The sequence below is a fragment of the Pseudomonas sp. LJDD11 genome, from assembly GCF_024584215.1.
Taxonomy (GTDB): Bacteria; Pseudomonadota; Gammaproteobacteria; order Pseudomonadales; family Pseudomonadaceae; genus Aquipseudomonas.
Genome location: NZ_JANJFL010000014.1, coordinates 1 through 22,823 on the forward strand (window position 1 = coordinate 1; position 22,823 = coordinate 22,823).

Annotated in this window: 22 protein-coding genes and 1 pseudogene; 11 read left to right on the forward strand and 12 right to left on the reverse strand. The window is 58.3% G+C overall.

Annotation, left to right across the window (positions count from 1 at the left end):
* Positions 1 to 167 precede the first annotated feature (167 nt).
* Positions 168 to 1,100 (reverse strand): LysR family transcriptional regulator, encoded by a 933-nt coding sequence (locus tag NRB16_RS16730; RefSeq protein ID WP_253118024.1) that lies wholly within the window; start codon positions 1,098 to 1,100, stop codon positions 168 to 170.
* Positions 1,101 to 1,221: 121 nt separating this feature from the next.
* Here NRB16_RS16730 and NRB16_RS16735 point away from each other — a divergent pair, with 121 nt between their 5' ends.
* A complete protein-coding gene (locus NRB16_RS16735; RefSeq protein ID WP_253118025.1) occupies positions 1,222 to 2,148 on the forward strand; it encodes an alpha/beta hydrolase in 927 nt (308 codons plus the stop codon).
* Between the two features lie 272 nt (positions 2,149 to 2,420).
* On the opposite strand, the gene NRB16_RS16740 is transcribed toward NRB16_RS16735, so the two are convergent.
* The 7 genes from NRB16_RS16740 to NRB16_RS16770 form a co-directional block, all read right to left on the reverse strand.
* Positions 2,421 to 3,326, reverse strand: a complete 906-nt coding sequence (locus NRB16_RS16740; RefSeq protein WP_253118026.1) for a LysR family transcriptional regulator — start codon at positions 3,324 to 3,326, stop codon at positions 2,421 to 2,423.
* Positions 3,327 to 3,413: 87 nt separating this feature from the next.
* Entirely contained in the window at positions 3,414 to 3,950 is a 537-nt protein-coding gene (locus NRB16_RS16745; protein WP_253118027.1) for a 2,4'-dihydroxyacetophenone dioxygenase family protein, read from the reverse strand.
* A 249-nt stretch (positions 3,951 to 4,199) separates the two neighbouring features.
* Positions 4,200 to 5,162 (reverse strand): cyclase family protein, encoded by a 963-nt coding sequence (locus NRB16_RS16750; protein WP_253118028.1) that lies wholly within the window; start codon positions 5,160 to 5,162, stop codon positions 4,200 to 4,202.
* A 58-nt stretch (positions 5,163 to 5,220) separates the two neighbouring features.
* The gene (locus tag NRB16_RS16755; RefSeq protein WP_257106534.1) at positions 5,221 to 6,336 is read right to left on the reverse strand and encodes a glycerol dehydrogenase; all 1,116 of its coding nucleotides are present in this window, start codon (positions 6,334 to 6,336) and stop codon (positions 5,221 to 5,223) included.
* Positions 6,337 to 6,390: 54 nt separating this feature from the next.
* The gene (locus NRB16_RS16760; protein WP_253118030.1) at positions 6,391 to 7,161 is read right to left on the reverse strand and encodes an SDR family NAD(P)-dependent oxidoreductase; all 771 of its coding nucleotides are present in this window, start codon (positions 7,159 to 7,161) and stop codon (positions 6,391 to 6,393) included.
* A 55-nt stretch (positions 7,162 to 7,216) separates the two neighbouring features.
* Positions 7,217 to 8,053 carry an alpha/beta fold hydrolase gene (locus NRB16_RS16765; protein WP_253118031.1) on the reverse strand — a complete coding sequence of 279 codons (837 nt, stop codon included), beginning with the start codon at positions 8,051 to 8,053 and terminating at the stop codon, positions 7,217 to 7,219.
* 66 nt (positions 8,054 to 8,119) lie between these two features.
* The gene (locus tag NRB16_RS16770) at positions 8,120 to 9,508 is read right to left on the reverse strand and encodes an MFS transporter (RefSeq protein WP_253118032.1); all 1,389 of its coding nucleotides are present in this window, start codon (positions 9,506 to 9,508) and stop codon (positions 8,120 to 8,122) included.
* 427 nt (positions 9,509 to 9,935) lie between these two features.
* On the opposite strand from NRB16_RS16770, the gene NRB16_RS16775 reads away from it, so the two are divergent.
* From NRB16_RS16775 to NRB16_RS16790, 4 genes are all read left to right on the forward strand, one after another.
* A complete protein-coding gene (locus tag NRB16_RS16775; protein WP_253118033.1) occupies positions 9,936 to 10,850 on the forward strand; it encodes a LysR family transcriptional regulator in 915 nt (304 codons plus the stop codon).
* 296 nt (positions 10,851 to 11,146) lie between these two features.
* Complete coding sequence (locus NRB16_RS16780) at positions 11,147 to 12,025, forward strand: pirin family protein (RefSeq protein WP_257106565.1); 879 nt, start codon at positions 11,147 to 11,149, stop codon at positions 12,023 to 12,025.
* A gap of 56 nt (positions 12,026 to 12,081) precedes the next feature.
* Positions 12,082 to 12,696 (forward strand): FMN-dependent NADH-azoreductase, encoded by a 615-nt coding sequence (locus tag NRB16_RS16785; protein ID WP_253118034.1) that lies wholly within the window; start codon positions 12,082 to 12,084, stop codon positions 12,694 to 12,696.
* 135 nt (positions 12,697 to 12,831) lie between these two features.
* Positions 12,832 to 13,476, forward strand: a complete 645-nt coding sequence (locus tag NRB16_RS16790) for an NADPH-dependent F420 reductase (protein WP_253118035.1) — start codon at positions 12,832 to 12,834, stop codon at positions 13,474 to 13,476.
* 75 nt (positions 13,477 to 13,551) lie between these two features.
* On the opposite strand, the gene NRB16_RS16795 is transcribed toward NRB16_RS16790, so the two are convergent.
* A complete protein-coding gene (locus tag NRB16_RS16795; RefSeq protein WP_253118036.1) occupies positions 13,552 to 14,466 on the reverse strand; it encodes a LysR family transcriptional regulator in 915 nt (304 codons plus the stop codon).
* A gap of 111 nt (positions 14,467 to 14,577) precedes the next feature.
* On the opposite strand from NRB16_RS16795, the gene NRB16_RS16800 reads away from it, so the two are divergent.
* The 4 genes from NRB16_RS16800 (at position 14,578) to NRB16_RS16815 (ending at position 18,182) form a co-directional block, all read left to right on the forward strand.
* Entirely contained in the window at positions 14,578 to 15,216 is a 639-nt protein-coding gene (locus tag NRB16_RS16800) for a DsbA family protein (protein ID WP_257106535.1), read from the forward strand.
* Between the two features lie 51 nt (positions 15,217 to 15,267).
* A complete protein-coding gene (locus NRB16_RS16805; protein ID WP_253118038.1) occupies positions 15,268 to 16,164 on the forward strand; it encodes an MBL fold metallo-hydrolase in 897 nt (298 codons plus the stop codon).
* A 4-nt stretch (positions 16,165 to 16,168) separates the two neighbouring features.
* A complete protein-coding gene (locus NRB16_RS16810) occupies positions 16,169 to 16,561 on the forward strand; it encodes a nuclear transport factor 2 family protein (protein WP_253118039.1) in 393 nt (130 codons plus the stop codon).
* Between the two features lie 247 nt (positions 16,562 to 16,808).
* On the forward strand, positions 16,809 to 18,182 hold the full coding sequence (locus tag NRB16_RS16815) for a transposase (protein ID WP_257106536.1): 1,374 nt from the start codon (positions 16,809 to 16,811) through the stop codon (positions 18,180 to 18,182).
* Positions 18,183 to 18,212: 30 nt separating this feature from the next.
* On the opposite strand, the gene NRB16_RS16820 is transcribed toward NRB16_RS16815, so the two are convergent.
* Both NRB16_RS16820 and NRB16_RS16825 read right to left on the reverse strand, forming a co-directional pair.
* A complete protein-coding gene (locus tag NRB16_RS16820; protein ID WP_257106537.1) occupies positions 18,213 to 18,611 on the reverse strand; it encodes a hypothetical protein in 399 nt (132 codons plus the stop codon).
* A 195-nt stretch (positions 18,612 to 18,806) separates the two neighbouring features.
* A pseudogene (locus tag NRB16_RS16825) lies at positions 18,807 to 19,013 on the reverse strand (Lrp/AsnC ligand binding domain-containing protein); the annotation flags it as partial.
* A 48-nt stretch (positions 19,014 to 19,061) separates the two neighbouring features.
* Between NRB16_RS16825 and NRB16_RS16830 the strand changes: the two are divergent.
* Both NRB16_RS16830 and NRB16_RS16835 read left to right on the forward strand, forming a co-directional pair.
* A protein-coding gene (locus NRB16_RS16830) for an IS3 family transposase (protein WP_257106538.1) occupies positions 19,062 to 20,431 on the forward strand; the annotation gives its coding sequence in 2 pieces (ribosomal slippage) (positions 19,062 to 19,530 and positions 19,530 to 20,431; 1,371 coding nt in all).
* A gap of 589 nt (positions 20,432 to 21,020) precedes the next feature.
* Complete coding sequence (locus tag NRB16_RS16835; protein ID WP_045483822.1) at positions 21,021 to 21,974, forward strand: adenosine deaminase; 954 nt, start codon at positions 21,021 to 21,023, stop codon at positions 21,972 to 21,974.
* A gap of 6 nt (positions 21,975 to 21,980) precedes the next feature.
* Here the strand turns inward: NRB16_RS16835 and NRB16_RS16840 are convergent, their stop codons facing one another.
* Positions 21,981 to 22,673 (reverse strand): helix-turn-helix transcriptional regulator, encoded by a 693-nt coding sequence (locus NRB16_RS16840; protein WP_045483825.1) that lies wholly within the window; start codon positions 22,671 to 22,673, stop codon positions 21,981 to 21,983.
* Positions 22,674 to 22,823 lie beyond the last annotated feature (150 nt).

Below are 22,823 nucleotides of genomic sequence, written 5' to 3' on the forward strand. Positions count from 1 at the left end.
GCTTTTCAGCCATGGTCACGCTGGCCTGCAGCCTGCGTTGCATGCGTCAGTACTTTTCGTACAAAACCTAGGGGCGATTCAACCATCGCAAACCCAGTTGCGATCCCCCTACGCGTGGGCCGGTGCAAAAGGTGCTGGTACCGCATAGGCAGGCGCCTGTGCCTCGCTCACGGGTCAAGTTGAGTGAGGGTATGTTCCCATGGTGGGCAAGGTGACCAAGCCTCCACCAGCTTATCTATGAAGAGTCGAATTTTTGGAGAGAGGTGCCGCTTGCTAGGGTAGATAACCCGAATAGGCTCGGCAACCTCCGCATACCCTGCAAGCAATTGAACGAGCCTGCCGCTCCGCAAATCTTCGTTAACCACGTAGGATGGCAGAGTCGCGATACCCAAGCCAGCGACAGCTGACTGGTGCAAGGACTCAGCACTGTCCATCTGTAACCTTCCACTATGAGTAACGGGCAAAGTGCGACCATTTACTCGAAAATTCCAGGGAAGCAGCCTCCCTCCGCTCACAAAATGCAAACACTGGTGCTCGGACAAATCTTCGGGTGTTTGGGGCTGATCATGCTCAGCCAGATACTTGGGAGAAGCGCAGGTAATCATTTGCTGGTAGGCCACAGTACGCGTGAGCAACCGAGAATCTTCCTTGGGAGGCCCGATGCGCATGGCCAAATCAAATCCCTCATCGATCAGATCGACCAGCCTGTCAGAAAAGGTGATATCCACGCTCAGGGAGGGCCAATCCTTAAGGCAGCACTCAATGTGCTGAAGGACATGAAGTCTGCCCAGCGCAACCGGCAGACTCATCCGCAGTCGCCCACTGGGTGTCGAACGACGAAACGCAAGGGCATCCTCCACGTCGTCCAGATCCTGAAGAACGCCCACGCAGCGCTCATACAGAACTTGGCCGTCATCCGTCATGCTTAAACTGCGCGTAGTGCGATTCAGTAAACGTACCTGTAAACGAGCCTCGAGCCTGACTATCGACTTCCCCACTGCAGAGCGCGTAAGGCCAAGCTGTTTTGCCGCCGCAGTGAAGCTTCCAGCATTTACCGAGCTCACAAACGCGGCAATATCATTCAGGTTATGGAGTTCCATACGGCCTCGGTGGTCTCAACGTTCGGGCGGCTTAGCACCTGTTATGGGGAACCCTATTCCCCAATACTAAGCATAGTATCTCAATTAGCTCATCCACTCCCAACGATCAATTGAGGTCATTATGAACACCAAAGTACAAGCAGCCGTCCAAACTTGGGCCAACAGCCTGAGCGATCTGGTACCCGTTCTTAAGGGAATCGATACCACTACAAAAATGAGCGACATCCGCGACTCTTACGCAAAAATGCTCGCGCAAAATCCTGCGCCTGCTGGCGTCAAATTCGAAGCAGTCGACATGGGCGGCGTACCGGGCACACTGGTTACCCCTGATGAGATCAAAACAGACGCAGTCGTCATGTACATCCACGGTGGTGCGTACATCGTAGGACGTCCAGACGGCTACCACGGTATCGGCGGCAACTACGCGAAAATGCTCGGTGCTCGTGTGTACATGCCGGACTACCGCCTCGCTCCTGAGCACAAGTTCCCAGCATCAATTGACGACACATTGCGCGCTTACGAATGGTTGCTTGAGCAGAAAATCCCGGCTAACAAAATTGCGTTCTCTGGCGAGTCGGCTGGCGGCGCAATGGTCGTCAGCGTCATGGTCGCGGCTAAATCGAAAGGGCTTCCATTGCCTGCGGTTGGCTCCTCCATCTCACCATGGGCGAACCTTGAACACACCGGTGCTTCCATGAGCAACCGTGAAGGTCTGGATCCTCTGAACTCCAAGCCTGTCTTGGACATCCTCGCCAGAGCATTCCTAGGCGACACATTGGCCAATCATCCTCTGGCCTCACCTGTGTTCGCGGACGTCACCGGTCTTCCACCAATCTTGGTGCAGATCGGCGAGAACGAGCTGATGTTGAGTGATGCAATGCGCCTTGCAACTCACCTGGCTGATAACCGGGTTCGCGTGAACCTGGAAGTATGGCCTGCGATGTTCCACGCCTGGCACTTCTACGCCACCATGCTGCCAGAAGGTCAGCAGGCAATGGAGAGTTCCGTGCACTTCATCGAGGCTGGCTTGGCCGACGCTAACCGCTAAAGCGCAGACCGACCGTGACAGTTTCCGGCTGTCGCGGCTCGCCCTTTGGCATTCAAGCAACAGTGCTCCCCCTAGGTGGGTACACTCCTTCGCCAGCGACGAGGCGAGAACTGGTTTTGTCCGTCGCTCAGGTTGATTGCGCCGAGATAAGCATTCCTGATGCTCCAGATCCTCTTTCTGAGCAGTAGTTTGATAGCAAGGCCCTGGGTGTGCCCCTTAGGTAGCCGTAGCGGAATAATTCCCACAAGTGCTCATCAGGCCTAGGTGTAGCTTCATTCCACGTTCCAGGGATGCTGCCGCCATTTATCCTGAAAGAACTCAATGAACACTCGAATACGTGGGCTCAGGTGTTTCCGGTCGGAGTACAACAAGTAAACCGGCTCGACGACGCCTGAACTGAACGCATCCAGCAACGGCACCAGGGCGCCAGCCTTTATGTCCAGACCGATATGGAAGTCGGCCAGCTTGACGATACCAGCACCTGAAAGCGCCATATCGCGTAGCAAATCGCCCTGGGTGAACGACGCCCTGGCGGCGATGGGAACCGAGACACCGTCCCCTTCCTGCAAGAACGACCACTTGTTCCAGGGGCTGACAAAGCTGAAGTTGAAGCAGCGGTGCTGCAGCAGATCCGCCGGCACAGTGGGGGTGCCATGCTCAGCCAGGTACTGCGGAGATGCGCAGATCAGCCATTGCGTCTCGCCGATACGCTTGGCGATGCGCGACGAACTGGGCAATACGCCGCTGTGGATGGCGATGTCGAGCCCTTGCTCGAAGTGATCGACGAATTGCGCACCCAGTTGTATTTCCACATCCAGCGCCGGGTATAGGTCCATAAATTCGGGCAACCAGGGCACGATCTGGTGTTTGGCGAACGAGGTCATGGTGTGCAATCGCAGCGTGCCGCTGACTCTTGAAGGCAGCGCCTCGGCCAACGAGTCCGCCTCGTTCATCGCATCCACCACAGCCTTGGCACTGCGCAGATAGGCCGCGCCTTCTTCGGTCAGGGTGAGCACCCGAGAGCCACGCTGGAACAAGCGCACCTGCAGACGATTCTCCAGGCGGGTAATCAGCTTGCTCACGGCCGATGGCGTCATCTTGTGCATCCGGGCAGCGGCCGAGAAACTGCCACATTCCGTGGACCAGATGAACGCGAGTAATTGTGAGTAATTGTCCATGCATCGTCCTGCGTAATGGTCGCGACGCGGTGCCGAAGTGGGTGCTAAAAAAACGCGCCGGAGCGCGTTCTTTTCAGGCTGTCCGGTTTACCGGATGAACTGCTCGATGTAGTCATCCGGCAGGCCCAGGGTCTTGTAGTGGGCACGAGCGGTTTCGAGCTTGGTGAACACGTCCTCATAGCCTACCGCGACACCCTGGGGGTCGACATAAGTGTAGCCACCTTGCACATGGAACCAGGTGATCATTTCTTCGACGCCTTCGGGCACAAACAGCGTGTGGGTTTCGCCCGGTGGCTCGTAGGCGAACGAGCCCTCTTCAGCGACCCAATCGTGTTCTAGGTAATACCAGCGGCCTTTGAGCACGATGGCGTGGACACCACCGGTATGCCGATGACGCGACAGCACACCGGCCTGGCGCACGCGCAGCAGATTGATGTAGTAGCCGCCGGTAGTACTGAGCAGAAGGGGCTTGAAGGATACGGATTTGGTTACCGGTACCCACAGGTTGTCATCTTCCAGCCATGTAGTCATTACACCGGGGTGAACCATGTCGGGGGTCATGTACGGGACTTGCGGCAATTGGTACGGAATCGCCAGTTCATCAGGCTTAACAGGAGTGTTCACGTTGAGTCCTCTCAGTTGGTTTTCTCGCAATCGCTGAACGGGTTCTGCATAGCGATCACGGCTGATTCCGAGGTTATGGCAGTGATCTGGCGGTGAAAATAGCGCCAAGGGCACACCACCTATGACGTCAGGGCACAGAAGAAACAAGGCATCGATAAAAAACTCAACTCACAGGATCAGCTAGACCCTAGGAGTACTTTCTACAGGCGAGCTAAAGCTCGGGGCTCTAGAGCCCCACTGAAAGCAGAGTTATTTGATGACGATAGGGTTGACCGGTGCACCAGTCCCGCCGACCACTTTCAGGGGCGCTGCGGTGTAGAGGAAGGTCCACTGATTATCAGCGGCGCAATCATCGGCCAGCGGGTCTAGCAACGCGATCTCGGTGAGCGTGATGCCCAGGTTACGCATCAGTGCATTGTGCAGTGGCAAGGCCACGCCCGAGACGGGGTCCACAGTCACTTCATTGGCGATGGTGTCTGTCACGATGTTGGGGATTTCCATCTCGTGGAACCATTTGACTAGTTCAGGACTGTAGGTCAGCCCCGGCTCGATGAAATCTTTGTAGAACTCCTCAGGATCGCGGTGGTAGAAGGAGCCGATCCAGCCGGTGCGGATGATCAAAATATCGCGCTTGTTGATGGCCACACCCTGGGCCTCAGCTGCATTCATCAGATCCATGTGGGTGAAGGTTTCACCGGGATCAAGCACGTCCTTGCCGCGGTAACGCGCCATGTCGATAAGAATGCCGCGCCCCACCACACCGCGTTCGCCAATCGGTGCCACGCTAGCCTTGGCCAGGGAGCCGATGGTGGTGTCGGCGTTATAGCCGTTCCAGATCTGATCGTCATACCAGACATGGCCCAAGGCGTCGTACTGCGTCGAGCCTTGCAGGTGAAAAAACATCACGTCATCGGCGTATTCATAAGAGCCGGGAAAGTGCGGGCCTTTGCCGCAGTTGTAGTGGCCACGGTCCATGATGTTCATGCGTCGGGCCTGGGAGCGACCCGGCCAAACCGGGTCGCCTTTGGGGTCTCCGATACGCACCTGCAAGGTGAAGGTTTTGCCTTGCTTAACCTCGGCAATGCCCTGCAGCACCTCAACACCCGTCAGGTAATTGAGCGCGCCCACCTCATCATCGGGGCCCCATTTGCCCCAGTTCTTCGGGGAATCTTTGAGCAGGTCGTGGACGTGGGGAACGGTTTTCTCGGTCATTTTATTGATCTCACTCTTGTCGTTATTAGCAGCACCCAGGCTGGCGGTTAATGCCGCATCACACAGCGGCAGGCTTGGTACTCTTGAGCCCGGCACCGAGCTGGTCGGCGGCCGCCAAGCCACGGACCAGGCGCTCGTAGGTCAATGCCGGTTGCATGTTCTTGGCATAGGTGGCCGACAAGGTTGCGCCGACCAAGGTGTCGAGTTCGGCGGCGCTCAGCGGCTGGGTCTGGCCCAGCTCGGCGAGGGTGACGGGCAGCTTCACGGCCTGCAGCAGGTGCGCGACCCGGCTGATTTCCGCGATTGGCCGCTCCTCGACAGCCATCTGCACCATGGTGCCGAACGCAACCAGCTCGCCATGCAGCATCGCAGCCATGGTCGGGATCGAGGTCAGGCCGCGGACCAGCGCGTGGGACAGCGACAGGCCGCCACTTTCAAAGCCCACCCCACTGATCAGCACCGTGCCTTCCACCACCCGCTCGACATCGTCATTGACCTCGTTACGGCACACCGCCTGGTAGGCGGCAACGCCGTATTGCATGAGGGTGTCGAAGACCATGTCGGTCAGCATCAGCGCGGTGTGCAGGGCCGGCGTGCCGAAGGAGTTGTTGCCACCCGCCGCGTGGCACTGGTGGGCCTCGAACTTCTTGCTGATGGCATCGCCAATGCCAGCGGCGAAGAAACGCGCCGGCGCCTGGGCGATCACCTGGGTGTCGACGATGACCGCCGAAGGGTTCATCTTCAGGTACTCCACCCCTACAACCTTGTGGCTCTCGTCATACAGCACAATCAGCCGGCTGGTGGGCGCATCGCTTGAGGCGATGGTGGGGCAGACAATAATCGGCATCCCAAGATTGACCGACAGGCCCTTGGCGGTGTCGATGGTCTTGCCGCCGCCCAGCGCCACGACGGTGTCCGGCGCCAGTGGTTGCGCCTGCTCGGACAACTGCGCAATCGCCGCCCGCGTGCACTCACCGGGGAACACGATGGGCGTGGCCTCGACGCCGTATGCCTGCAGCGCACGGGCGACATCAGGCCACAAATGCTCGGCCACAAACTCATCGCACAACACCATGGGCCGCGACCGACCCATATCAGACAGCACCCTGCCCAACTCTTGCAATGCTCCGGGGCCCTGCTCGTAGCGGCCCGGAAATCCCATTGTCTTAACCATGACTCACACCTTCCTGCACATTGCGTAACCGGCGCACGACTACGCCTTGACCACTCAGCGCATCAACCAGCCGCCCGCCACATCGACGACCTGGCCGGTAATAAATTCGCTTTCGCTCGACGTCAGAAAGCAGGCCGCACGGGCCACTTCCAGCGGGGTGCCGAGCCGACGCAGTGGCGTGTCATCGACCACCGCCTGATTCGCCTCTGCCGACACTGTCTTGAGTAGCGGCGTCTCGATCCGCCCCGGCGCCAGGGCGTTGGCGGTAATGCCAAACGGCCCCAACTCGCCGGCAAGGTGGCGGGTAAAGCCGATAATCGCCGCCTTGGTCGCACTGTAATGGGCCGCCACCAGCGGCAGAAACGCACTGCCGGCCACCGATGACATATTGACGATACGACCGAAGCGCCGCTCCACCATGGACGGCGTCAGAATGCGTACCAGGTTGAACGAACCGTTGAGATTGATCGCGACAACACGCTGCCACTCGTCCGGCGTCATCTGCCAGATTGGCGCCGGGGCGCCGTTGTGCTTGGGCGAGATGCCGGCGTTATTGATCAGGGTGTCGATAGGCCCCAGCGCCTGGCGCAGCCGCTCGCAGGCCTGGGCACAACCGGCGTAATCGGCCACATCGGCATGCGCCCAGCTCACCTTGAAACCGGCCTCGCGCAACTGCGCGGCCTGCGCCTCGACCTTGACCGCATCGGCGTCCACCAAGGCCACCGCTGCGCCTTCCCGGCAATACTGTTCAGCGATAGCCGCACCGATACCGCCACCAGCACCGGTGACCAGCACGACGCGCCCGGAATGTCTGGAATCTGTCATGTCATGAACTCATCTATTGGTATTTTGTATAACTACGCCGCAGCGAACACTCGTCTCACACGCTGGGGTTGGAATAGAAGGCGATGATCGCCGGCAGCACCTGTTCTGGCGCCTCCAGGGTCGGGCTGTGCCCTATCTTGCTCAGGCGCATGAGCTTGGCATTGGGCAGTTCGCGCTTCATCTCATCGGACCAGGCGGGTGGCCGTGGCATGTCTTCCTCGCCGTTGATGATCAGCACCGGAATCCTGATTGACGGCAGCAATGGCACTGAGGTTTCGCGGTGCATCACGCCTTTCATCGCTGGGCGCAAGGTCTTGGGCAGCGCGGCGATGCGCTCACGCCAGTAGGCCATCAGCGCCTGTTTATCGGGGTTATTGCGCGTGGTCTTGCCGAACATCACCTCCATGGTCATGTCGAGAATCTCACCGGTGAATCCCTGTTCGCCGGCATCCACCACCCACTGTGCAAAGCGTGCGCCCTGCTCCGGCGGCTCGCCACAGGCCGACGACCCCGCCACCACCAGCGAGCGAAACAACGCCTGCCGCTGGGCGATCAGCCGGAAGGCCACATCACCGCCCATGGACTGGGCCATAACGTTGATGTCTTTAAGCTGCATGGCTTCGATCAGCGCCAGCATGTCGTCAGCGCATTCATCCATGGTGATGATGTCGACATCGTGCAGGGCGCTTTTGCCCTGGCCCCTGAAATCGGGGCGCACTACCCGAAACTTGCCAGCCGCAGCCTGTACCAGCCCGTCGAACATCGTGCCGTCGAGAAAGCACGAATGCAGACACAGCACCACCGGCAACTCTGCCTCACCGGTGTCCGCAACCCACAATGTAGTGCCGTTAACCTGAATATTCTTACCCTTTGTAGCGGCTAATTGCTGCATGTTGAATCTCCTGATGTTATTGACCCCAGAGGGACTTCTTATAGATTTCAGGTGTTGCCTAAGGCCTTAGTTGTCCATGTTGCAGGACGCTTTGGAGACCAGCGCCCGGTCATGCTGGAGGAACCAGCCGGTGGTTTCCCGCGTGAAGAACGCGGTGATCAACGCGGCTATCACCATCAGCCCGGAGATGAAATACAGCGCATAGTTGTAGCCTGCCGCCTGGTCGAAACCGCCACCGGCACCGATAAACAAGCCGATCACCAGCGGGCCGAAGCCACCGGCGTAAATGCCCACGTTGACGATCGAGCCGGCGATACCGGAAGAGCCTGGCTTGGCCGAGTCAAAGGCGATCGCATACAGCAGCGTGTAAGGCGCGTTCATGGCAAAGCCGGCGAACAGCTGGATGCAGATCAGCCAGGTCAGGCTGACCGAGGAGAACTTGAACAGGTAGATACCAACGGCCAGCCAGGCGAACACCAGGATCAGGCACAACTTGCGGCCCACCCGGTCCGAGATCCAACCCCAGGCAATCTGGCCAATACCACCGGTGATGGTGAACAGCACCGAATACGCCGCGGCCTCGGCAAAGTTGTAGCGGGCGACAAACGCCAGGTACTGCGGCAACCAGAAGCTGATGCCGAAATAACCGACGATGGCCAACATCGACACCAGGGCAATGTTGCTGATGTTCGGGTTGCGGATGGCGGAGCGGAACGCGCCCTCGGGGGCCACCACCGTGCCTTGCGCCGCGCTCAGCGCCGGCAGGGTTTCGCCCGTCTCACGCACATGCTTGACGAAGGCGTCATAGCGCTTCTTGGTGCAGAACCACCAGTAGATCGAGAAAACGATGATCATCGGCACCGGGAACAGCAGAAACGCCAGGCGCCAGTTCTCCGGGCCGTAAGCGTTAAGCAGCGCACTGATCGCCAAGCCGCCAATCAGCGTGCCCCACGGATACCCGGTGTGGTGCAGGCCCAGGGCAAAACCACGGCGCTCTTTGGACCACCACTCGGACACCGAGGTGACCTCGATGGCCTCCCCGGCACCACCAAATGCGTGGGAAATAATCTGCAAGGCCACCAGCATGCCCAGCGAGGCGGTGAGGATGTTCAGGCCCGTCAGGAAGGTGAACAGCGTGTAGGCAATAACGATGGGCAGGTGACGATACTTGCGCATCCAGCCCTGCCCGCCCTTGTCCGCCCAGATCATGCACGGCACGGCGATCAGGGACGTGGCGACCGTGATGATGGCGGCCAACAACCCCGTCAACTCAGGACTGGTCTTGAACTCACTGGTAATCGAGGGCAACACCATAAAGAACATCTGGCGAGAGTTCGCGTCCATGGCATACACCAGCCAGAGCAAAATCATCGCGCCCCAAGAAGCGGCGCCCGCGCCCTTGGAAACTTTTTTCAACGACGGCATGACACCGGCTTTTTCTTGCGCGAGTCCCATAGTGGAGTCTCCGGATAATTTTATTTTTATTGTTCCGAGTGATCGTGCAGGGCGAGCATCGGACTACCAGTGGCGAGGGAAAGCGTCCCGAGCCATCGCGCTTGAGACTACGACTGATAAATATCCATCCGATATAGCTAGAAAATCACACCTGCTTTGAATTTTCGTCACAGGTCGATGCTTTAGCGCCGGGAACAACACCGCGCTGCCCGGCTCAAAAAAGCCAAGCTGCGAATGTGCTGTGTTTAGTACTGCAACGCGAAAACACCATCCGCACACTAGGCGCGAGTAAGAAAAACAGGCAGCCTCGCTGGAAGGCAGTAGCGTGATACGTCTGTTTAACTCAATCTATGTCCATCCTGCTGGCACCCGATGTCGGGTTGGCAAAACGGGTGTTCCTGATCGCTTTATAGAGAGTCGCGTTTAGATGCTCGACCTGAACGACGTTGCTTTATTCGTGCAAGTGGTTCGCAGCGGCAGCTTTGCCGAAGCCGCACGGCAGTTGGGCATGCCGCCCAACTCCTTGAGCCGACGCATTCAAATGCTCGAGGCCCACCTCGACACACGCTTGCTGCAGCGCTCGACTCGCAAGCTGACGCTCACCCACGCAGGTCAAGCTTTTCACGACCGCAGCGTGGGTCCAATTGACGGGCTGTTGGGTGCAGGTCAGGAGCTCATCACTGGTAGTCAAGAACCCACCGGGCGCGTGCGTATTGCGGCTATGGCTGACTTTTTCGACTTTTTCCCGATGGAGTGGATCGGCGGCTTCCTGAGCGCCCACCCACGGGTTCAGCTTGATTTCGTGCTCAGTGATGGCCGTGCCGATCTGATCGCCGACCGCATTGATGTCGCGTTTCGCGGAGGCCCGCTACCTGACTCGGGCTATGTTGGTAGGCAGCTCATCCATGCCAGCCGCGAAGGGTTGGTGGCCAGCCCAGCCTATATCGCGACACACGGAAACCCTGGCGCACTTGCAGATCTGCTCGACCATTACAGTGTTAACTTCGGCAATCCCAGTGGTTTCACGACCTGGCGTCTTGTCGGGCCGAGCGGTACCGAAGAGGACATACAAATTCCCACTCGGTTTACCGCCAACACGGCGCAAGCCTTGCGTAAAGCCACCTTGGCAGGCCTAGGTATCGCGTTGCTTCCACCCGCGCTCACCAGTGTCGACCTTAAGACCGGCCGGCTCGTGCCAGTGCTGCCACAATACCACCGCACAAGTCACGGCTTGCATGTGCTCTACCCAAGCCGTCGGCATTTGCCATTGGCGGTCTCGGCCTTTATCGGGCTAGTGATGGATAAACTCAAGGCAGAAGCCTTCCCGGCCGAGCCCTCGTAGTCCGACTGAGGGCTCGTTGTACTGCGCGCGGGTCTGCGTGGAGGCCCAGCGCAACTCTGCTTGGCATCGAACTGCCCCTTGCAAAGCGATATAGACACTCGCTCGAAAGAAATAGCCCCCTTGGAAGATTATGCGCGCGCGCATCAAGCGATAATGCACACCTCAATTACTCACATAAATGGATGAGTGCAATCAGACTTAGCCATCTTATCAAGTGGATGGGGTAGCCATATTCTTGCGACATCGAGGGCCGACGCTCTCCCACCCATGTCACGAGGAGATGCGATTCCATGAATATGAATACCCACAGCTATCAGGATCATGAGCTCGGCTACACCATAGAGCGTGCCTACGAGAAAGCCCGCGCCATCGTCCATCGTACCCACGGCCGCGCGCATGGACCTGTCACTCGCCTGGTAAGTCCAGGTGATGTCGGTCAGTTGCTGAAGCCGTTTGTCTTTCTCGATATTTTCAGTACACAGCCAAACGCCAAACCTCAAGGTTTTGGCATGCACCCGCACTCTGGTATCGCCACCCTGACCTTCATGGAAGCAGGCGAAGTGATCTATGAAGACACCACCGGCAAAAAGGGCGTACTACCCGCCGGCGGCGTGGAGTGGATGCGCGCAGGTAACGGCATTTGGCATTCGGGCACCCCGGTCGGCGAGGGCGCCATGCGAGGATTCCAGTTGTGGGTCGCCTTACCCCCCGCGCTGGAAAATGCACCTGCTGAAAGCCACTACCTCGCCCCTGAGCAGGTTCCCCAGGAAGGCCCTGTGCGGGTGTTGCTCGGTCACTACGGTAATGCCAAAAGCGCTATCCCGGCACCCGCCGACATGACCTACCTGGCCATCACCTTGAAGGATGGCGAGCGGTGGCGCTACACGCCGCCAGCCGGTCACGACGTAGCCTGGGTGGCTGTCAGTGAGGGTCAGCTCAAGACCGACAGCACGATTCGCTCTGGCGAGCTGGCTGTGTTTGAGGAGTCGGATCAATCCATCAGTTTTGCTGCTCTGGGCAAGACGACCTTTGTCTTGGGCTCGGCCGTTAAGCACCCGCATGAGCTGGTGACCGGTTACTACTCAGTTCACACCAACAAGGAAGCCCTTGCCCAAGGCGAGGCGGAAATTCAGCGCATCGGTACAGTCCTGCAGCGCAAGGTTTATCGGCCCTGACGCGCGGCGGCGCAAGGATCAAGCATACGAACGCAACCACTTGCCAGGAGTTAACCATGCACATTCTTCACATCGACTCGAGCATCCTCGGGGCCCATTCGGTCAGCCGCACGCTGTCTGCACAAGTGGTCATAAAACTGCAGGTGGAAACACAGGATGCAGTGGTGACCTACCGCGACCTCTCGGCCGCGCCCATCGCCCACCTGTCCGGCGCCTATCTTGGCGCGCTGCAGAACCCAGGGAGCGAACAGACAACAGAGATGCAGGACGACCTCACAACCGGCGCCGCCGTACTTCAAGAGTTTCTTGCTGCCGACATCGTGGTGATTGGTGTTGCTTTCTACAACTTCACGGTTCCTAGCCAGCTTAAGGCCTGGATCGATCGCGTCTTGGTTGCCGGACAAACCTTCCGCTACACAGCCGAAGGGCAGTTGGAGGGGCTTGCTGGCGGCAAGCGGGTCATTCTTGCGGTTGCCCGTGGTGGCCACTACGGGCCGGAATCGCCCATCGCAGCGATGGAGCACGGTGAAACCTACCTGCGCAGCGTGCTCAGCTTTATCGGTATCCATGACCCGCAGGTCATTGTTGCCGAGGGTATTGCCCTAGGCGCTGAGCAACGCGCCACCGCAATCGCTGCCGCCGAGCAACAGATCAGCGCACTTAATGCCTGACCATTTTGGATCGCGCAGCACATACGACAACGCCATAGGTAGGGCCAACCCAGGCAATGCCTGACAAAGCGCTGCTTAGCCTTCAGGACGCTGGCAGCGCTCAATTTTCCGAACCTTCGTTATCAGGAGAACACCATGAGTATTGGCATTATCGGTTCCGGCGCCCTCGGCTCCAACATCGCACGGGCGCTCGCCAAAAAAGGCATTTCCGCCACCCTCTCCAACAGCCGCGGGCCTGCATCATTGGCCGCACTGGTTGCAGAACTCGGTCCCACCATCAAAGCGGGCACGGTCGAAGATGCCGCACGCGCAGATATTGTTTTTGCCGCTGTACGCTGGAACGATGCAGAAGCAGTAATGAGCAGCTTGCCAGCGTGGAATGGCCGTATCGTGGTTGACGGCACCAACCCCGTCGAGTTTCTCGACCCGGATTCGCCCGATGCCAACGACCCGAGCAATCCGCTCGCAGCTTACGGTATCAAAGCAGTCGATCTGGGCGGCAAACACTCCAGCGAGCTGTTCAGCCAATTCGTCCCAGGCGCGCGGGTGGTCAAAGCGTTCAACCACCTCGACGTTAATGTCCTGCCAGAGCCAGAAGTCGCGGGCGGCAAACGCGTGCTGTTCTACTCGGGCGATGATGCTGCAGCAAAAGCAGACGTGCGTCAGATCATTGAAGACGCCGGTTTCTACCCGGTAGACCTGGGCTCGTTGGATATCGGTGGGCCGCTGGCTTCACTGCCCTTCGGTTCGCTGGCCGCACAGAACTTCATCAAGATCTAAGCGTAGCGTTGAGCGCCGGCTCACGTGGGGGTTGTCTGCCTGGTGCAGCAGCCCTCAGAGAATAGACGGCTGCACTCAGCGATCGCCTGCCTGACGCTGTTGCTCACTGCTCGCCAACATCTCGACGAAGGCACGAACCTTCGCTGGGCGAAAACGCGCCGCCGGGAACACTGCATGGATACCACCGCTAGGCAGGCGCCACTGCGGCAGCACCTGGATCAGGCGACCATTAGCAAGGTCGTCGGCAATCACGTAGTCCGGCAGCACCGACAAACCCGCACCTTGGCACACGGCTTCACGTACAGCGAGTGTGGCATCGAGAAAGATCGAGGCCTGCAAGGTGACAGTCTGCCGCTCGTGTTCGCCGCGTGAAAAAGTCCAGCGCAGGTGCTCGCGCAAAGCCGTATTGGCCACGAACGGCAGTTTGCCGATTTCCTGTGGTTGCGCGAAGCCTGCCACCTGGGCTGCCAGACTCGGCGCGGCAACCAGCAGTTGCTGGAAGGCGCCGATCTTACGCGCTTGCTGGCCGGTCTCCGCCAACCAGCCTACGCGAATGGCGAGTTCGATATTACCCGACATCATGTCCAGCGTCTGATCACTGAACGTCGCATCGACCTTGCACCCCGGGTAACGCTGGGTAAACGCGGCAATCGCCGGAACCACGACACCGACGCCATAATCAAACGGAGCGGTGATGCGTAAAGTGCCCGTCGGTTCCTGAGACGCATCGCCCAGCTCGTCGAACGCCTCCTCCGCCTCACGCAAGATCCGCGCGCAACGCAGATAAAACGCCTGGCCCACCTCCGTAGTACGCACGCTACGTGTGGTGCGCACCAAAAGAGAGGTTTTGAACTCCCGCTCTAGCCGCGCCACCTGCTGGCTGACCACAGCTTTGGTAATACCCAGGCGCTCGGCCGCCGCCGTGAAGGAGCCGGTTTCCACCACGGTTGCGAAGTAGGTGAGGCGCCGCAGGTTGCTGAAAGCGCCCAAGCCTGTTTCGCCTTGATTGTATGTCTTTAGCATACTCTACATATATCGCGTGTGTATTTAATAGTCAATTGGCAGCGCCTAAGCTAAGCCTCAAGAAACGGAGGCATCCCCATGAGCAAAGCCCTGCAGTATTTGTACGACCCACTGTGTGGCTGGTGCTACGGCGCCATGCCAGCGCTTGCCAAGTTGCAAGGCGTGGCCGGCCTGACCCTCGAACTGCTACCGACGGGCTTGTTTACCGGCCAAGGCGCCCGCGCGATGGACACTGATTTCGCCAACTTCGCCTGGTTCAACGACCAGCGTATCGCCACACAGACAGGACAGGATTTCAGTGAGGCGTATCGGCAGTTGGTGCTGGCTGATCGTCAGCAACGCTTCGACAGCGGCCCGGCCACCCTGGCGCTTAGTGCCGTGGCTGCGACAGCCCCGGCTCGGGAGTACGACGCGCTCAAGGCGATCCAGTTGGCGCGCTACGTGGACGGCCGCGATGTCACCTCAGCAGTTTCACTCGTTGAAATTCTGCGTGCGCTCGGCCTGAGCGAAGCCGCTGCACTGCTGGCCCATCCAGAGCCGGCGCTTGTCAGCCTCAATAAGGCGCGCACAAGACAAGCGCAGGAGTTGCTTCAGGCCTTTGCTGCCCGCGGCGTTCCTACTCTGCTTCTCGAATCCGCCGGGCAGCGCTCCGTGCTGAATAGCAGCGCCTTGTTTGCCAACCCAGCGGCGCTTATCGAGCAGCTCGCAGCAGCCTGAAACCGTCCACCCCATTGTCAATTGCGCTGTCAGCGCAGCAGGAGAAACTCCATGACCACACGTCGCACTGTCATCAAAGCTGCCGCCACTCTCGGTGCCGCAGCCACAGTTCTAAGCAAAGGCGCTTGGGCTAACGGCACCGGGCTGAGCTGGCGGCATTTCCCCGCAGGCGAGAACGGTTTCTTCCGCGCGCCAGTACTACTCTCGGGAGCCCGTGAGGCCGTGCTGATCGATGCTGGCTTTACCCTGTCCGGCGGCCAAGCCATTGCGCAAGCCATCAAGGGCAGCGGCAAACAGCTAACCACCATCTACATCAGCCAGAGCGACCCCGACTACTACTTCGGCCTGGGCCCGATCAAAGCCGCGTTCCCCGACGCACGGGTAATTGCTGCGCCTGCTACCTTGACCGCCATCCAAGGCAACGTAGCCAAGAAACTGGCAACCTGGGGCCCGCAATTGAAAGAGAACGGGCCGCAGACCCTGGCAGACATCGTCATGCCTGAGGCATTCGACGGCTCGACACTCACACTGGAAGAACATGCCATCGAGATCGTCGACGCCAAATACCTGGCCAACCGTCGCTACCTGTGGGTGCCGTCGCTGAAGGCCATTGTCGGTGGCGTACTGGTGTTCGCCGATGTGCATGTCTGGACCGCCGACACCGCTGGCGCGGAAGGCCGTGCAGCCTGGATCCGTAACCTGGATTCCATCCTCACCCGTAATGCGGCCGTGGTCGTACCCGGCCACATGAAACCTGCCACGGTGACCGACGCCTCGGCCATCCGCTACACCCGCGATTATCTCCTGGCGTTTGAGGAGGAGCTGGGCAAAGCAGCGGACAGCGCTGCACTGATCGCCGCAATGACTGCGCTCTACCCGGATGCCGGCATGGGCGTTGCCTTGCAAATCGGTGCCAAAGTTGCCAAAGGCGAAATGCAATGGGGGTAACAGTATGAACAATCTGGAGATTATTCGCGCAACCTATGAAGGCAGCTCTGAGGACAATGGCAAGCACCTGCTTGCTACCTTGGCACCGACGGCCACTTGGACCGAGGCAGCGGGCTTTCCGTACGCGGGCACTTATACCGGGCCGGACGAAATTGTCGCCAATGTGTTTAGCCGATTATCGAGCGAATGGCTGGAGTACCGCGCCACGGTTCACACCTACCTCGCCGATGGCGACCGTGTCGCGGCCTTTGGTTTGTATTCTGGTACCTACCGGGCCACCGGCAAAGTCATGAGCGCCACCTTCGCGCACCTATATCGCCTTGAGGACGGCAAGATTGTCAGCATGGAACAGTATGTCGACAGTGCGATGGTGCTCCAGGCGATGCAGGGTGGCTGAATTAGGGTCGGGTAGTTTTTATATGGTTTGACCGTCGGTTACCCGTTAGCTGTGACGCCAATCCATAGCCCCTTGAAACCAGCCCTGCTTAAACGGCCGCTTACTGAGACTTAAGCTGGTATGGGTATGCCTCAGGCAGAAACCGCGATGAGCACATGTCCGCTTTGGGCCGATTCTGTTGAAAAAGTAGCTCCCCTGACTGGCCTCCGGCAAAATCTCTTCATTGGTCGGTGGGGGATCACATAGCATGATGGGACAGTTATCGAGTGGGCAGGATCGACTGTTTTACTCGTTCAACCTTGAAGATCACATTCCAGCCAATCACCTTCTGCGCAGCATTGATCGGTGTCTTGATCTGAGCGACCTGCGCCATTACCTCGCCGATTTCTATAGCCCAATCGGGAGTTCATCGATTGATCCCGAACTGATGATCCGCATGTTGATCGTCGGCTACTGCTATGGCATCCGCTCCGAGCGGCGGTTGTGCGAAGAGGCCCATTTGAACCTAGCGTATCGCTGGTTCTGCCGGTTGAGCCTTGAAGATGAAGTCACCAACCACTCAACCTTTTCGAAAAATCGACACGGCCGTTTTCGAGACAGTGATCTGTTTCGCTGGTTGTTCAATGAAGTGCTGCGTCGCTGCATGGACGCCGGTCTGGTCAAGGGCGAAGGCTTTGCCGTGGACGTCAGCATCATCAAAGCGGATGCGAGTCGGCAGCGCGGCGTACCGGGTGATGAGCCGGTCAACTGGAGCGACCCGGCCCTGAGCACTCGCGCCGTGCGTGAGTACCTTGAAGGCCTCGATGAAGAGGCTTTGGCCGAAACGCTACCAAAGCGCCTGTCGCTGACGGATCCTCAAGCCCGCTGGACCGCTGCGCCAGGCGGCCCAGCTTTCTACGCTTACTCCACGAATTATCTGATCGATACCGAGCACGGCGTGATCATGGATGTGGAACCCACACCGGCTCATCGAACCGCAGAAGTCGAGAGCACCAAGACGATGATTGATCGGGCCGAAGCGCAGTTCGACATCAAGCCGGAGCGCCTCATTGGCGACACCGCTTACGGTACCGCGCCGATGCTGGCTTGGATGGTGGAGGAAAAAAACATCGAACCGCATGTGCCGGTGTGGGACAAAACCGAGCGTAAGAACGACAGTTTTTCGAGCAACGATTTCCACTGGAATGAAGAGGCTGAGGAATACCGCTGCCCGGCTGGCAACCCATTGCGCAGCGAATGGCGAGCCTTCAAGAATGAGCGTTCACACATCACCAGAGCCAACACTATCATCTACCGATCCCGGCAGACCGACTGCGCTGCGTGTCCGATGAAAGCCAAGTGCTGCCCGAAAACTGCGTTCCGAAAGATCGCTCGCAGCGTCCATGAAGCGGCTCGGGATGTGGCTCGGCGCATTGCAGCAACGCCGGCATATCAGCGCTCTCGCCACGAACGTAAAAAGGTCGAAATGTTGTTTGCCCACCTCAAGCGCATTCTGAAACTGGATCGCCTGCGGCTACGAGGGATGGGTGGCGCAAAGGATGAATTCACGCTGGCCGCCGCAGTACAGAACCCGCGACGGCTGGCCAAACTGACATCTCAAGGACCACCAACCACGGGCTAGGTACGCCTGGAATCAACAAAAGCCCTCAAATCAACCCATTGACACAGCTGCAACGGTCAACGAAGTACCGAAAGGCCATTTAACAGTGGTGAGTAGGTTCTTTGATGAGGCCAAGCTCAGCATCACGTTTCCTGAAAAATCGACTTTTTCAACAGAATCGAACAAAAACTGCCCTTCAGCCATTTCTACACCATTAGACTTGATCGCGGCGTCGGCCGAAATCCAGTCTTGCTCAGTGAATGAACCTTGGTAGGCGCTAAGCGCCGTAGGCTCGACCGCTGACATCATGTTCCGCAGCGTTTGATATTCAGCACTTGAGCCGAACGCGGCCTCAACGTGACGCTCGAGACCGTTGTCAACACGCTCTTCCAGCAGTCGAGCAGCAGCTTCAACAGCTGTGGCGACCACAGCGATACGCTTGTCGTTCACCTCCGAAGCTTGGCTGGGATGCACTCCGTGATGAAGAACAAGGTCTAAGGCCTCTTGGTGACTGTTTTGGCGCCTGGTCCAAACCTCATAAGGCTGACGGAATACGTCGATGAGACGTAAGCGTCCGGGCAACCCACCTTTCGAACTCTGCATCAAGACCGGTGCTCTACGTGTGGCCGTCCGCGGACTCTAAGCTTAGGCACGGTCATTCTTTGGCGTGTCCATTACGATGTAGCTCGTAATTGAAGAAACATGCGGCTGCGTACCCAAGACATCATTGTGGAATGTCTTGTAAGCCTTCATGTCCGCCAGTTCAACACGCAGAAGATACTCAATAGTCCCGGTGACGGTGTGAAACTTAACCACATCCGGACATGCGCTGATCGCTTTTTCAAAAGCCCGAAGACTGGTCTGACCCCGAAATGTTGGACATCAACATTGAGGGGGGTCATGAAAAAGTACACAGAGCAGGCAAAATTGTCGGTTGTTGAAGATTACTGTTCGGGGAGCGCAGGTCACAGAGAGGTCGCGCATCGTCACGGGGTCAATTCTTCTTCGCTTCGAAAGTGGATTGCGGCCTATCAGGCACTTGGTGCCGCAGGGCTCAAAAGTAAGAGAAAGAAGAACTACAGCCCTGAGTTCAAGCTGACAGTATTGCAGCGCATGCGAGAGGAAGAGCTGTCCTATCGCCAAGTCGCTGCGCTGTTTGATATCCGGAAATCCGACATCATTGGCGAATGGGAGCGCAGGTATGATGAAAGCGGTTTGGAGGCCTTGTCCCGGCAGCCAGGAAGCGGACGTTGCAAGAAAATGACAAATCCCATCCCGTCCATTCAGCTTGAATCTTCGGACGATGAAGCTCGTACGCGTGATGATTTGCTGGCCGAATTGAGCCAGTTGCGGATGGAAATTGCTTATTTAAAAAAGCTCGATGCCTTGGTTCAAGCGAAGGAACGAGCAGCGCAGCGGAAAAAGCGCAAATCGTGATTGAACTGAGGCAGGAGCACCCTCTGGAAGGCCTTCTGAAATTGGCTGGCCTGGCCCGTAGCACTTTTTACTATCAACAAAAGGTGCAGCAATCCGTTGATAAATACGCGGTGCTGAAGTCCAGAATTTGCTCAATTTTCGACGAGCACAAGGGCCGATATGGCTATCGCCGTATCACTGCTGCCGTTCGGCGAGCTGGCCACCCCGTGAACCACAAGACTGTTCAGCGCCTCATGGGCGAGCTTCAGTTGAAAAGCCGTGTACGCATAAAGAAATACCGGGCCTACAGAGGCGAAGAGGGTCAGGTAGCGCCGAACCTGCTGAAACGGAAGTTCGATGCCAAACGACCGAACCAGAAATGGGTAACCGATGTGACGGAGTTTCGGGTCGGGGGGCAGAAGCTTTATCTCTCGCCGATCCTTGACCTCTATAACGGCGAAATAATCGCCTTCAAGACCGCGAGGCGCCCGCTGTTCGACATGGTTGGTGCGATGCTACGGCAAGCTTTTGAGAGGCTGCGGCCACGCGATAAACCAATCTTGCATTCCGACCAGGGATGGCAGTACCGGATGCCTATCTACCGCCGCGTGCTGAACGAGCGTGCGGTAAAGCCAAGCATGTCCCGCAAAGGAAATTGCTATGACAATGCGGCTATGGGAAGCTTTTTTGGCACGTTGAAATCCGAGTTCTTTTACCTGAACAAATTCAACAGTCTCGATGAGCTTGAAGCAGGTATAGAGGGCTACATACACTACTACGATCATTCGCGAATCAGGCTGAAGCTAAGTGGCCTGAGCCCTGTGGAATACAGGACTCAAGCACGGCGGGCATAGAAGGCGTCCAACATTTCGGGGTCAGATCAAAATACGCGGACACCATCGCCCTTAATGCTGGAGTTCGGAAGGTGTGTTGGCTGGACGCTTACGATGAGACCGACTTTCCCTTGCATACATATCCCTCTGAGTCTCGATGTCTGGTTCCAGCCTAGCGTGATCATCTTGCGGATAGCAATTGCACCGAATATACGTTTGGATTGTTACCGAGGGTCAAGCACCGTAGGCACCGAACTCGCACGGTTGAATCTGTCATGTGCGAAACCGTGCATCGTAAGCGGAATGGAGAGCGTGGCCGACTGCTCCCTCCCGTTGCGAAGGCTGCATTGGGTCGACTCCAGCCGGTCGAGGGCATGCAGTGCGCCGGTCAAGCCTCGTGCAAACGCCTGGTCACGTCGAATGCAAATGACTGGTCAATGGCAATGCAAACGGGTGGTCAAGTGGAATGCAATTCCCCACGAGCGTCGTCTAGACCTATGGTAATTTGTTCACACGTACCACACGAAACAAGCCAAAAAAATTAGATTCGGTAAATACCTGATTTATGAGAGATAAAACAGATTTAACAGTTAGCAAAGCTCCAGAATCAATGTACGACTGGCTGAACGCCCTGCCCAAAGCAGAATTGCACCTGCACCTGGAGGGCTCTCTGGAGCCAGAACTGCTCTTCGCCCTGGCCGAACGAAACCGCATCGTCCTGCCGTGGAATGATGTAGACACCCTGCGCAAGGCTTATGCCTTCAACAACCTGCAAGAGTTTCTCGACCTCTATTATCAAGGTGCGGATGTGCTGCGCACCGAGCAGGATTTCTACGACCTGACCTGGGCCTACCTGCAACGCTGCAAGGCGCAGAATGTTATCCACACCGAGCCGTTCTTCGACCCGCAGACCCACACTGATCGGGGCATTGCGTTTGAAGTGGTGCTCAACGGCATTACCCAGGCGCTCCAGGATGGCCGCCAGCAATTGGGCGTCGACAGTGGCCTGATCCTCAGCTTCCTGCGCCATCTTAGCGAAGACGAAGCACAGAAAACCCTCGACCAGGCCCTGCCGTACCGCGATGCCTTCGTCGCGGTGGGCCTGGACAGTTCGGAAATGGGTCACCCACCGAGCAAATTCCAGCGGGTCTTCGATCGCGCCCGGGGTGAAGGCTTCCTGACCGTCGCCCACGCCGGCGAGGAAGGTCCGCCCGAGTACATCTGGGAAGCCCTCGACCTGCTGAAGATCCAGCGCATCGACCACGGCGTCCGGGCCATTGAAGACGAGCGGCTGATGCAGCGCATTATCGACGAGCAGATCCCGCTGACCGTCTGCCCGCTGTCCAACACCAAGCTGTGTGTGTTCGACGACATGAGCCAGCACAATATCCTCGACATGCTCGAGCGCGGCGTGAAAGTCACGGTCAACTCGGACGACCCGGCCTACTTCGGTGGTTACGTGACGGAAAACTTCCACGCCCTGTACACCCATCTGGGCATGACTGAGGACCAGGCCCGGCGCCTGGCCCAGAACAGCCTCGACGCCCGACTGGTCAAAGCCTGACGCTGGTCAGGCGGCAGAGGCGATCCTGCTGATTTCGCGCTGACCGTTGGACGACACTTGCAAGGTGTTGGACTCTTCGGTGGCGCGTAACCAGCCCATCTGGATAAACAACTGCAGCAGACCCGCGCCGAGCGCGCCGCCCAGATGCGGGCTGTGCTCGTGGCGGTCGGGGCAGGCACAGACGGTTTCGCGTTCACGCTGAGCCAGGGCCGGAATGTAGATACCGCGTTCGGCAAACTTGGCCATGCCTTTGCTGGTGACCTCGACACGCTGCTCTTGCTGCTCGATCCAGCCATCGCCCAACAACCGCTGGTACAACTCGGCCGCCAGTTCACCGCCCAGATGATCGCAACACACCCGTGCCCGACGCACTGGTGGCACCGGCACAGGTAGCGCCTGGCTGCGGCTGACCTGTTCGGCGCTGATCAGTGACGCACTGGCCAGGGCCTGCACGGCCACACCGATCTGCGGCGCTGCCAGCCGAAAAAAACGCTTACGCCCGCGGGTTTCCTGCTTGAGCATCCCGCCCGCCGCCAGCCTGGCCAGGTGTGCACCCGCCGATGCGGTGGACAGCCCGGCCTGCAAGGCCAGCTCATCGGCTGGCCGGGCGGCGCCGTCGAGCAGCGCCCAGAGCATGGCACTGCGTTTGGGATCGGCCAGCAAGGCCGCCATCTGACTGATGCTAGGTACGTGTTCCATGTGTGTTAACTCCCTGTCGATACATTTTCCATCGCGCTGCCACACGACCCTCCATGGCATGAAGTACAACGCGATCCCTCCCCGGCCGGGATTATAGGCATGGCCTGCGAAGCCCCGACACGGGAAAACGGCCATCATCGACGAGGTGCC

Coding starts and splice junctions, on each gene's coding strand:
- NRB16_RS16730 (WP_253118024.1), bottom strand. CDS start 1,100: ATGGAACTCCATAACCTGAATGATATTGCCGCGTTTGTGAGCTCGGTA.
- NRB16_RS16735 (WP_253118025.1), top strand. CDS start 1,222: ATGAACACCAAAGTACAAGCAGCCGTCCAAACTTGGGCCAACAGCCTG.
- NRB16_RS16740 (WP_253118026.1), bottom strand. CDS start 3,326: ATGGACAATTACTCACAATTACTCGCGTTCATCTGGTCCACGGAATGT.
- NRB16_RS16750 (WP_253118028.1), bottom strand. CDS start 5,162: ATGACCGAGAAAACCGTTCCCCACGTCCACGACCTGCTCAAAGATTCC.
- NRB16_RS16755 (WP_257106534.1), bottom strand. CDS start 6,336: ATGGTTAAGACAATGGGATTTCCGGGCCGCTACGAGCAGGGCCCCGGA.
- NRB16_RS16760 (WP_253118030.1), bottom strand. CDS start 7,161: ATGACAGATTCCAGACATTCCGGGCGCGTCGTGCTGGTCACCGGTGCT.
- NRB16_RS16765 (WP_253118031.1), bottom strand. CDS start 8,053: ATGCAGCAATTAGCCGCTACAAAGGGTAAGAATATTCAGGTTAACGGC.
- NRB16_RS16770 (WP_253118032.1), bottom strand. CDS start 9,508: ATGGGACTCGCGCAAGAAAAAGCCGGTGTCATGCCGTCGTTGAAAAAA.
- NRB16_RS16775 (WP_253118033.1), top strand. CDS start 9,936: ATGCTCGACCTGAACGACGTTGCTTTATTCGTGCAAGTGGTTCGCAGC.
- NRB16_RS16780 (WP_257106565.1), top strand. CDS start 11,147: ATGAATACCCACAGCTATCAGGATCATGAGCTCGGCTACACCATAGAG.
- NRB16_RS16785 (WP_253118034.1), top strand. CDS start 12,082: ATGCACATTCTTCACATCGACTCGAGCATCCTCGGGGCCCATTCGGTC.
- NRB16_RS16790 (WP_253118035.1), top strand. CDS start 12,832: ATGAGTATTGGCATTATCGGTTCCGGCGCCCTCGGCTCCAACATCGCA.
- NRB16_RS16800 (WP_257106535.1), top strand. CDS start 14,578: ATGAGCAAAGCCCTGCAGTATTTGTACGACCCACTGTGTGGCTGGTGC.
- NRB16_RS16805 (WP_253118038.1), top strand. CDS start 15,268: ATGACCACACGTCGCACTGTCATCAAAGCTGCCGCCACTCTCGGTGCC.
- NRB16_RS16810 (WP_253118039.1), top strand. CDS start 16,169: ATGAACAATCTGGAGATTATTCGCGCAACCTATGAAGGCAGCTCTGAG.
- NRB16_RS16815 (WP_257106536.1), top strand. CDS start 16,809: ATGATGGGACAGTTATCGAGTGGGCAGGATCGACTGTTTTACTCGTTC.
- NRB16_RS16835 (WP_045483822.1), top strand. CDS start 21,021: ATGTACGACTGGCTGAACGCCCTGCCCAAAGCAGAATTGCACCTGCAC.
- NRB16_RS16840 (WP_045483825.1), bottom strand. CDS start 22,673: ATGGAACACGTACCTAGCATCAGTCAGATGGCGGCCTTGCTGGCCGAT.